Here is an 8759-nt window from a genome sequence, read left to right on the forward strand (position 1 = left end):
TTGCCCACACCCACAACCTTTGAAAAAGGTTGACCAAATTTTTATTTTCGAGCAGAAAGCATAGGCAATCTCAAAGCTTTTAATTCCCGACCATTACTAAGTTATTGTCGGGAACAAAGAAATTATTATTTAGCGAACTATCTTCTCGTAATAAAAGTCATAATTTATCAAAGGTTTATTGCTATAACGCTCTCGGCAATTTTAACTGCTGAGAGCTTTTTACTTAATCTTTACAATACGGCTTGTATTGTTAAAATACAGATAGTATAATCAAATAGTAACTACAACGAAAGCAAGGTAATAAATATGTGGATACTGTTTGCCTTTGGCTCGGCTTTTTTTGCGGGAATAACTGCTGTACTTGCAAAATGCGGAATTAAAAAAACCGATTCAGACGCCGCCACCGCCATTCGCACTATAATTGTACTGATTTTCTCGTGGCTTATGGTTTTTATTGCAGGCTCTGCCCCAACAATTTCTACTCTGAGTGCAAAGACATGGATATTTTTAATTTTATCGGGACTCGCAACGGGTGCGTCATGGCTTTGTTACTTTAAGGCACTACAGCTTGGCGACATAAACAAGGTTGTGCCAATCGACAAATCGAGCACTATTCTTACTATCATACTCGCCTTTATTTTTCTTGGCGAAGAACTGACTTTTTTCAAGGTGTGTGCGGTTATACTTATCGGAACAGGAACTTTTCTGATGATTGAAAAGAAGAAAAATTCCGAAGAAAAGGTGCAAAAAAGAGGCTGGTTTATATATGCAATACTGTCAACCGTTTTTGCAAGCCTTACCGCAATTCTCGGCAAGATAGGAATTGACAATGTTGAGTCAAACCTCGGAACTGCAATAAGAACTTGCGTTGTGCTTGTAATGACATTTCTTATTGTATTAATCAAGGGCAAGGCTCACACGCTTAAAGAAATACCTAAAAATGAACTCGGCTTTATCTGCCTTTCGGGACTTGCCACAGGTGCATCGTGGCTTTGCTACTACAAAGCATTGCAGGACGGACTTGCAAGTGTGGTTGTGCCGATTGACAAGCTAAGCATTTTAGTATCAATAGGTTTTTCATTTATAGTATTTAAAGAAAGACTTACCAAAAAATCCGCATTCGGACTATTGCTCATAGTTGCAGGCACACTTGTTATGCTGATATGAATAAATTAGGCTTTTCAACGGTCGGGTAACTTTTGCTTAAATCAGTACAAATTTTTATTTTCGAGTATAAAGTCTGTGCTGATTCAAAGAAAATTTCCCGACCGTAGCTAAACCATAATTTACCCCGACTATTGATTAAGAACCACAAACAGAGCCTTTGACCGTAGAAAGTCAAAGGCTCTGTTTGTTGGAATTTATAAAGTGGTGTATCAATTATGAAAAACTTATTATTTAGTTATAGTAGTAAACTGTACCGTTATAAATCTTACCCCTTGCAAGGCTGCCACCGTCTGCATGGAATGGGTTTGCCTGTGTTGAGTAGCTTTCACTGCGGCTGCTGCTGAGTGATACTACTGCTGTATTGTTGCTGTTTGATGACACTGCAATGTATGAGTTGTTAAGGTTAAAGCTTGATCTTACATAGAACACTGCCTTTTTAGCCGCAGCATATACCATTCTTGCGTTTGAGTCTGTGCCGTTAGCCTTGTGGTTGTCCTTGATTATAACTACATTGTAAAGGTTTACATCGCCTGCCGCAAAAGCCTGAGTGTTGCAATAAATTCCGCCGCCCTCTTTACCACAGGTATTGTTTGTAATTGTAACATTGTTGAGCTGATGCTGTGTGCTCGGATCGCTTATTGCTCCGAAATAAACACCGCCGCCGTTGCCACCGCTTGAATTGCTTTTTATATCACAATTCAAAAAATTAGCGTCTGTGTGTGACCATAAAGCAACCGCACCGCCGTCACCGTCACATCTATTGTTGCTAAAACCGGAGTTATTAAAACTTGCTGATGTATTTGATTTTACACAAACTGCACCACCGTCGCCCGATGCGTAATTGTCTAAGAAATTGCTGTTGTATATATATGTTTTTCCCTTACTGCAAATAGCACCGCCGTTTGACTTTGCATTGTTATTGGCGAATGTACAATTATCAATTTTTCCGTCATCATTTTCATATTTAACAAATAACGCTCCACCCTCTGTTGCAGAGTTATTCTTAAGCTTTACATTATTAAGGGAGGCTTTGCCTATTATCATATAATGGTTGTCATCCATAAAATAAAGATGTGAATCAAAATAAATTGCACCGCCGTTTGAAGTCGCAGTATTGTTATTTAATGTACTGTTATTAACCTCAAGCATAAAAGAGTCATTATTAACAGCACCGCCGTTGCTTCCTGAATTGTTTTCAAATACGCAGTTATTAATATTTGCATACCTCTGTGTATCATTTTTATTATAAAGCTTTACAGCCGAATCGGTGTAATTTTTAAATGTGCAATTATTTATGTTGAGTGTATAAACTGAACCGTCAGCGCAAACAGCTGTGTCAAATCCGCCGTTGAATGCGATATTATTTAATTCAACAGTGCTTTTATTTGAAATGTCGCCCTCAGCCTTAATACCGCTGAATGTGCCTTTATTATCGGCAGAAGATGTCACCTTGAATGATTTGCAGTTATTAATTAAAATTGCCTCGCCGTTTTCGTTTAATAAAGTATGTCCGTTTAAATCAAGTGTAATTTCACTTTCGGCATTGTTAAGCAACAAAGCACCGTTTTTGCAATACTGAGATGTACCTGTAGTAAGGTGCTCGATGCTTGCAAAATCACCGGTTTTAATATCCTGATTTAATGTTACGGTTGCTTTTCCGTTGCTGTTAACAGCAGCCACCCAAGCGTCAAGTAATGAATAATAATGGCTGTCTTTGCCGTCAACAGTAACTGTAGCAAAATCAAGGGAATCAAGGCTGTTTTTAAATTCAGTTACGCTGTAAACGGTATTTTTCAAATCAGTAGCAGTCATTGACTTTACAATGCCCTTATTACTGTTTATAATATCGTCAATGGCTTTCTGCTTTTTAGTTTTTATGTAGTCGCTGTCATCAGGCTTGATCTCATTTTCAATCTCAACCTTTTTAATCTCTGCAGAGTAACCTGTCAACTTTATTGTATAAGCAAGCACATACTGACCGGCAACCAAATTTGCAAACTGTTCTGCGTTTTCTTTAATAACCAAAGGGTCGGTAGTTTTGGTTTTCATATACTCGATGTATTTGTCAAGCAAGGATTTTTCAGAGGTTGAGTCAGGTGATAAATAAGATGACATTTTGTCAAAGGCAGCCTCAAAGTCTGAGTAATCGTTTGTCATTTTTATTATTTTGTTGCAAAGTTCAACCGAGCAATTATCAACATCTTTGATTTCTGACAAAGCCGCCAATACATTTTTATTAGCACCCTTAAGCACTCTGTAGCTGTCAAGATAGCCGTCTATGCTCTGATTAAGAAAACCTCGGTTAAGCTCTGTAAGCTCTTTTTCGTGGTTTGCTTCAATCTGATTTGAAAGCATCTGCAAGGTATCTAAAATATCCTGAGTAGAAGGTGATTCCTCATCGGCTTCATAAATACTTTTAAAGCCTCCGAACAAACCGTTTACTATAATGCCCGCAAAAATATTAGTGTCTACAATTTTGCCTATTACGGTTTCAAGACCTGATGTAATTACAGAATAAGCGGTTTTTTTTGCGTCAATATTAGCAACTTTATTTGCTATTGCTCTGCTTGTGCTCATATTAACTGCCGCATTGATTGTAGTGTTGCTTGTGGCGGCTGATGCTGAAACTAAAGTAGCCGAACCAAAAGATGCAACAGTGATTGCGGAAAGAACGATTGCGATAAGTCTTCTTTTAATTGAACCTGTTTGATTTGTCTTTTTCATAGTAAGCACCTCTTTAATAGAAATGGTTTGTTGTTTTTCTATGTCTAAATTATATCAGACAGACTATGACAAAATCGGGACAGAATTACAATTTATTTCAAAATATTTTTTGTAAATATTTTTGAAAATCAATGATTTTATAACTAAATTTTGTGAACATAAAAATAAGCCGAGCTTTTTAGACTCGACTTATTTTGGGAATTGTAAAATTTAATTTTCGGTTCTGTTTATTATGTTTTAGTAAAAAAGCTGCGGATAAATAATAAAAAATTTAGGTCGAGCCTTTTTAAAGGCTCGTAGGTTTGGGCAACGCCCAAATAAAGTTGTTTTCATAACAGTTCATATGGCACAAACAGCAACGCTGTTTGTGTGCTAAAGCAAGGTTTGAAAAAACAGGCGACAGCCTTTTAATAAGAAATAATTCATTAGTAAATTATAAAGAATAATGTTTTTTGTGTTGCTGTCGCAATTATAAGGCTTTCGCCGTTGTATTCAAGCCGCCAAACAGCAGGCTGTTTGGCTATCGAAGCTTTGTATAAGAGAAAAGTATTTGTGGGCTTTGCCCACACCCACAACCTTTGAAAAAGGTTGACCAAATTTTTATGTCCGAGTATAAAGTCTGTGCTAATTCAAGCAAAAACTTCCCGACCGTTACAAACCATAACCTACCCTAATTACTTTCATCAAGCTTTACTTTTCAAAATCAATAGAGAGGCTCTTTTTATCTGAGGTAAACTGACGGCATTTTACTCCTGCCGACTGCAACATCCTTTTTGACGCAATAGTTGCACTGCTGTCGGCATATTTATCGTAAAGATAAACCACCTCGGCAATGCCCGACTGAATAATTGCCTTTGCACATTCATTGCATGGAAAAAGGTCAACAAAAAGTCTTGCACCCTTTAAATTATTACCTCTTGCATTGAGTATAGCGTTTAGCTCTGCGTGAACAACATAGTTGTACTTTGTGTCAATGCCATCTCTGCACCAAGGGTAATCATCATCTGAACAGCCAAAAGGAAAGCCGTTGTAGCCTGTGGAAAGAATGATATTGTTGTTGTCAACAATACACGCACCCACCTGAGTGTTAGGATCTTTACTGCGTTTTGACGCTAAAATAGCCACACCCATAAAGTATTCGTCCCAGGAAATATAGTCTTTTCTCTTCATCTTATCCTCCTTATCAGTAACCTGATTTTTTCAAGTCTGCAAGTATCTGTACATAAAATTCTCTTATGTCAAAGTCTTTGATATTCTCTCGGTTGAGGTCAATCATATCGCCGTGAGAAATACCCCTTTTGCCTTTTGTGGTAATATATGTATATTTCTCACCCCACGGAAATGAAGTTTCCGAAACAAGTCCGTCATTCGCACCGTCAAAATATTTTACAAGGTTGTACGAAAAGTTAAGCGGAAATTTTCCGCTGCCTGCCCTATTAAGATTAGAACCAAAGCTTTGGTAATATACTTTTGGCGAGTCGGATATATCGGCGTTCAATTTATTACATTTTTCCTGTGTAAGGTCAGTTACCGCCGCAATGAAGTCAGGACTTTTGTCACCGAATTTTTTTAGTGCGGTGTTGTAGGCAAGGGCAATTTTATTTTTAATATCAGGAGAAACCTTTGTTAAAAGATAGTCGGCAAAGCCACAGCCACGATGCGGAGTATTAATTGTAGTCAGCGTTGCCACCATATCTTCAACGCCGTAGCAGGCAATCGCCTTTCTGCAATCAAGCCCACCCTTTGAATGAGCAATAATATTCAGCTTTTCACAGCCTGTTTCAGCTACAATACTTTTAATTCGTTCGGCAAGCTCTCTTGCACTGTCATCAACAGATGATGCCGACTCGTGGTTGCCGTAATAAATTTCAGCACCGTTCGCAATCAACTCGGCAGGCACTCTGCCCCAGTAATTAAAGTAAGCACTGTCACGAAAAAACACCCCATGCACAAGCAAAATCGGATATTTTGTTTTGCAAATTTTCTCATCGGCACGGCTTTTGTCAAGCTGTACCTTTTCAATCTCAAAATTAACCTCTCGCATGGTAATTCTTATAATTATGCCAAGGCAAATGAGGTTTGCAATCGGAATAAATCCGCACAGCAAGCCGATTACTCTGTGCTTAATGCCAAGCTGAACCGATGAGCAGTAAACGGAAATTATGCCGTTCCAGAACAAAACAAATTCCGCAAACACCGCACAGCCAAGGGATATTCCCCATTTTATCCAGCTGTCGGGCAGCATATAAAATGCTGAGTAAACATAAATTCCGCTTGAAAGCAGAGTTGTAATCAAAAATTGCAATAAAAGCTCACTGCCGTGTGCAATCATTCTGAACTTGAATGACGGATAGCCACCCTTTGCGGCAGACGGAAAAACATTTGCAAGCACAAAAAGCAATATACCGACAAATGACAAGTACCATTTGTCAAACACCACCGAAATCAGCATCGAATTAATGCCTATCATAAGTGCAATACTAAGCAACACCCTGTAAAAGAATGTAAACACCTTAGATTTTTTCATTAAATCACCTGTTTTTATAATAACACGCACACACAAAAATTGCAACAAAAAGTAAAACTTGCGTTACAGCATAACAAAAGCGGTCACATATTGCGACCGCTTTTGTATTACCTATGACTTAACATTTATATTAAATGCAATCTGCAATGTACTGCTGAATCAAAGTTGCATCTGAAACATCCACATAGCCATCTTCATTAACATCTGCAAATTTTAACTGCTCGCTCGATAAGTTCATTAACTCAACATTATATGCCATAATTATTGTTACATCGTTTACATCAATCTTGCCGTTCATATCGACATCGCCGAACGGTTCTCTGATTTGGAATCTTTTTTCGACTGTTCCGCTGTAATTTCCGATACCCGTAATAACAGCGGTTGCAGTACCTACAGAATCGTTATTCTTAAATGTTACGGTGTAATCTTTATCCTTAACAAGAGCAACACCGTTGTTTTCGATAAACATTTCCGGAATAACAGCTTTTCCGTAGTATGCGCAAATCGGAATTGTAATGTTTATTTTAGAAATATCACATTTGGTAATGTCAAACCAACAGACTTTTCTTCCGCTGTAGTTGCCCATACCTTTAATAACAACAATACCGATACCTGCATTTACATTATTCTGATATTCAACTGTATAGTCAACATCTTTCTTGAGTGTATCGTTATCCATTGTTAATTCTACATCAGGCTGAATTTCTGTACCTGTATATGCCTTTGCACTAATGCTTGATGTATCACAATTATTTACATCGGCAGGATTAATTGTAAAAGTTTTTGTAATATATCCAACAAAGTCGCCCTGACCGATTATTGTATATGTATATTCGCCCACATCTTTTGCTTCATATGCACCTGTCAATTTGTAATCAATTCCGTTATATAATGTATAGCCGTTTACTTTTACAACAGGTTCAACAGTCTGCATTTTTCCGTTGTAAGTAAGGCTTTCTGCGGTTACCTCTGCGTTACCGATGTCGATTTGCGTAATGCTCGCCACAAATTCATACGGCGAAACACAATCGGCTTTTGCATTGTAAGTTACATTTATATTGCCGTTTGCATCTGCCCTTACCTGATCTACATATAAAATATTATCATCAGTCAAAAGTTTATCGGCATTTTTATTCTTTACCGAATAGAAGTTATAGATACCGTTTGCGCTGTAACCCGTAAATTTCGCTGTTCGTTGAGTTGATGACGCACCTACCGAAACAAGCGGTTCTTTTATGCTGTGTAATACAGGAATACGGTCGTAAATGCTGATTTTAACAGGTGATAATTTATTTGTATAGGTTTCGTCACCGAGCTGACCGAAACCGTTTTGACCACAAGTATATAAAGTACCGTCTTTTTTTAGTATAAGTGTATGATTATATCCCGCAACACTGCCTACAACATTGCTCATTATTTTTACAGGTACTAAACTACTATTTTGGGTACCATTGCCAAATTGACCTTCTGCATTATCTCCCCATGCATACAGTCCTCCGTCCTTAGATATAGCTATACTATGATAATTTCCGAGTTCTACTTTACTTACATTTGTTGCAATCTTTTGAGGTTTAGTTTTATATGAATTTGTTCCGTCGCCGAGTTGTCCATAACAATTATATCCCCAGGTATATAAACTTCCGTCTTTTGTTACTGCTGCACTGTGCGATCCGCCAAGACTTACCGTTACAACATTTTCCATTATCTTTTGTGGTTTGGTACTATAATTTGCTGAACCGTTTCCAAGCTCTCCCCAACAGTTATCTCCCCAAGTATATAAACTTCCATCTTTTGTTATCGCTGCACTGTGCGATCCACCAAGATTTACCGTTACCACATTTTCCATTATTTTTTTCGGAACATGTTTTTCTGAAGTTGTACCATCTCCAAGTTCTCCCCATCCATTATATCCCCACATATAAAGACTTCCGTCCTTTGTTATAGCTGCACTATGTGAACTGCCAAGACTTACCATTACCACATTTTCCATTATTTTTTTTGGCATATAACTGTCAATCGTTGTACCATCTCCAAGTTGTCCGTTACGATTGTATCCCCACATATATAAACTGCCGTCTTTTGTTATCGCTGCACTGTGGTTATCTCCTAAACTTACATACTTTACAGATTTTTCAGGAAGTGTTGATGACGAATCGTTCACTAATGTTGAAACATTTTTTGAGGCATTCGACTGTATTCCAGTAACCGTCAAATAAATCCACGTCTTGAAACCTATTATGAACCATGCGAAAATTAACATGAATACGTTCATCTACAATCGAATACATATGTAGACGATTGTAGATGAACGAATACAATAAAATGACTGGAGATTTTCGTA

The 8759-nt window shown here is 37.7% G+C and carries 5 protein-coding genes; 1 reads left to right on the forward strand and 4 read right to left on the reverse strand.

Annotated features, from left to right (window positions below; all coding sequences use genetic code 11):
• Window positions 1-306 precede the first annotated feature (306 nt).
• Window positions 307-1167: an EamA family transporter gene (locus ACJMMI_RS02815; RefSeq protein WP_405353310.1), complete on the forward strand. Its 861-nt coding sequence runs from the start codon at window positions 307-309 to the stop codon at window positions 1165-1167.
• A gap of 231 nt (window positions 1168-1398) precedes the next feature.
• Here the strand turns inward: ACJMMI_RS02815 and ACJMMI_RS02820 are convergent, their stop codons facing one another.
• From ACJMMI_RS02820 to ACJMMI_RS02835, 4 genes are all read right to left on the reverse strand, one after another.
• Window positions 1399-3891, reverse strand: coding sequence for a hypothetical protein (locus ACJMMI_RS02820; RefSeq protein WP_405353313.1), 2493 nt, complete (start codon window positions 3889-3891; stop codon window positions 1399-1401).
• A 690-nt stretch (window positions 3892-4581) separates the two neighbouring features.
• The gene (locus ACJMMI_RS02825; RefSeq protein WP_405353316.1) at window positions 4582-5061 is read right to left on the reverse strand and encodes a deoxycytidylate deaminase; all 480 of its coding nucleotides are present in this window, start codon (window positions 5059-5061) and stop codon (window positions 4582-4584) included.
• Between the two features lie 13 nt (window positions 5062-5074).
• Complete coding sequence (locus tag ACJMMI_RS02830) at window positions 5075-6418, reverse strand: esterase/lipase family protein (protein ID WP_405353319.1); 1344 nt, start codon at window positions 6416-6418, stop codon at window positions 5075-5077.
• A gap of 130 nt (window positions 6419-6548) precedes the next feature.
• Window positions 6549-8630 carry a dockerin type I domain-containing protein gene (locus ACJMMI_RS02835; RefSeq protein ID WP_405353322.1) on the reverse strand — a complete coding sequence of 694 codons (2082 nt, stop codon included), beginning with the start codon at window positions 8628-8630 and terminating at the stop codon, window positions 6549-6551.
• Window positions 8631-8759 lie beyond the last annotated feature (129 nt).

It is taken from the genome of Ruminococcus sp. (genome assembly GCF_045129435.1).
Taxonomy (GTDB): domain Bacteria; phylum Bacillota; class Clostridia; order Oscillospirales; family Acutalibacteraceae; genus Ruminococcoides.